Source organism: Streptomyces sp. S6 (assembly GCF_054880855.1).
In genome coordinates this window covers 1-2,094 of the sequence record NZ_JBTYMC010000566.1, presented here as the reverse complement: position 1 = coordinate 2,094, position 2,094 = coordinate 1, and the positions used below count along the sequence as shown (strand labels likewise).

Below are 2,094 nucleotides of genomic sequence, written 5' to 3'. Positions count from 1 at the left end.
CGGGACACGGCGACGGAGGCCGAGCGGGACGCGGTCGACGCCGAGGCCGCCGCCAAGGACGCGCAGGGCTCCGCCGAGGACGCCGATGCCGCCGCCGACGCCGCCGAGGAGGAGTTCCGCAAGAAGGTCGAGGCGGACCGCGCGGCTGCCGCGACCGGCAGTCCCGACTCGGGTCCCGGTCTCTCGGCGAGCGACGAGGCGCTCCTGCTGAAGGAGTGCGGTCAGACCTGCGTGGACGAGTACCGCTCCGCGAAGGCGCTCGCCTCGATGGACGTCATCGACTGGGTCAGGCAGAACGGCGCGGACATCGTCCTGGAGTTCATCGGCGAGAAGGACCTCAAGCGCTGCCTGGGTTCCGGCGACGTCGAGAGCTGCCTGTGGACCCTCGTCAACGCCGCCGCTCTCGTCGTCGCCGTCGGCAAGATCCCCGCGCTCGGCAAGGCCATCGTCAAGATCAGCACCGGTGTCGGGAAGTTCCTCGACGACTCGCTCCAGGCCAAGCACGCGCTGGACAGACTCCGCAAGCTTCTGGAGGTCCTGCGCAAGGGGAAGGCGCCGGCGGCGTGTCTGCTGGACCTTGCCGACGGCGTGCTGGGTCTTGCGCTGGCCGCGTCCGGCCGGAGCACCATCGCGGCCAAGGGTCCCAAGCCCAAGGTGGTGTACTGCATGAAGTCGGCCGTCGGCAAGGACAAGCGGCTCACGGATCTCGCCTTGGAGTCGGTCAGGAACGAGAGGGTGCAAGCCGACCTGAACGCCATGATCTTCAAGCTTGCGGAAGGCAACCTGAATTCCGGCCTCGGCGAAGGGACGCTCCCCGCAGGCATCAGGTACGCCCGAAGCAATGCCGGCGCCCGGCTGTTCTACCGGCAGAAGGGCGATGTGATCGAAATCGTCGCCAAGTCCAACAAGAAACTGGAGAAGAAGGTCATCGCGCGGCTGAAGGAGCTGTACGGGTGAGGGACCGCATGGACATCAAGGTCGACGAACCGTTCTGGACCGTACGCGGAGCCAAACTCACCGTCCGGTTCACGGTGGGCGACGGCAGCACACCCGAGACGATCGACGACGGTGACGTCCTGATCGTCGGACCCGGCGGCGAGGAGTGGTGCGCCAACGTCATGACGCAGGGCCGCATCCAGAAGATCATGGACCGCTGGCACGGCACCGGCGAGAGCCTGCACGGCGCCTATCTGTGGGCCGAGGGCCTCGTCGTGGTCCGTGAACCGGGTGTGGACTCCATGGTCCGAGCCGTCGAGGACCTGTACGACCAGTACGGCACCCTCGACGACATCCTCCCGAGGCTCCCCGACGACGAGGAGTGACCCGGCGCCCACCCCCACCCGGGGGTGGGCGTTCCTCATATCACCTTGAACCGCACCAACGCCCCCAACGTCACCGCCCCCGGCACCAGCGGCAGCCACACCGTGATCACCCGGTACGTCAGCACGACGGCGGTCGTCAGCGCCAACGGACCCCCCGCCGCGACCAGCGCGATCACGAGGGCCGCCTCGACGGACCCGATCCCGCCCGGCGTCGGCACCACGGCGACGGCGACGGTCGCGGCGAGATAGGCGAGCGCCATGTGCAGCACCGGCACCGGCAGCTCCAGCGCCCGTCCCACGGCGGCGAGCCCGGCGGCCTGGAGGAGGGGGAAGGCCAGCGAACCGCCCCACAGGGCGAGGGCCCGGCCGGGACGCGTGTGCACGGACCGCGCCTCGGTGAGGGCGGCCCGCAGGAAGCGGACGACGGGTGCGCGCAGCCGCCGTACGAGGACCAGGGCGAGGACGGCGACGGACGCGACCGCGCCGAGGCCCACGAGCAGGGGACCGGCCGAGCCGGCGGGTGTCAAAGAGGTGAAGTCCAGGGCGTCGGGGAAGGCCGCGAGGAGCGCGCCCAGCAGACCCACCCGGGCGACGCTCTCCGCGAGGAGATACAGCGCGAGGGCGGCCGAGGAGCGGGCCAGCGGCACCCCGCACACCGTCATGAACCGCAGGTTGACGGCGCCGGCGCCGAGCCCGGTCGGCAGCAGGTGGTTGGCGGCGCCGGCCGCGAACTGGGTGGCCAGCAGCCGCAGCCGGGGCAGCCGCTCGGACA

The 2,094-nt window shown here is 70.8% G+C and carries 2 protein-coding genes and 1 pseudogene; 2 read left to right on the top strand and 1 reads right to left on the bottom strand.

Features of this window, described 5'->3' with window-relative positions:
- Both ACVNF4_RS35270 and ACVNF4_RS35265 read left to right on the top strand, forming a co-directional pair.
- A pseudogene (locus ACVNF4_RS35270) lies at positions 1 to 957 on the top strand (hypothetical protein); the annotation flags it as partial.
- Positions 954 to 1,322, top strand: coding sequence for a hypothetical protein (locus ACVNF4_RS35265; protein ID WP_461806925.1), 369 nt, complete (start codon positions 954 to 956; stop codon positions 1,320 to 1,322). The pseudogene ACVNF4_RS35270 and the gene ACVNF4_RS35265, both read left to right, overlap by 4 nt.
- A gap of 35 nt (positions 1,323 to 1,357) precedes the next feature.
- On the opposite strand, the gene ACVNF4_RS35260 is transcribed toward ACVNF4_RS35265, so the two are convergent.
- On the bottom strand, positions 1,358 to 2,094 hold a 737-nt coding region (locus tag ACVNF4_RS35260; protein ID WP_461806924.1), incomplete at its 5' end, for a lysylphosphatidylglycerol synthase transmembrane domain-containing protein.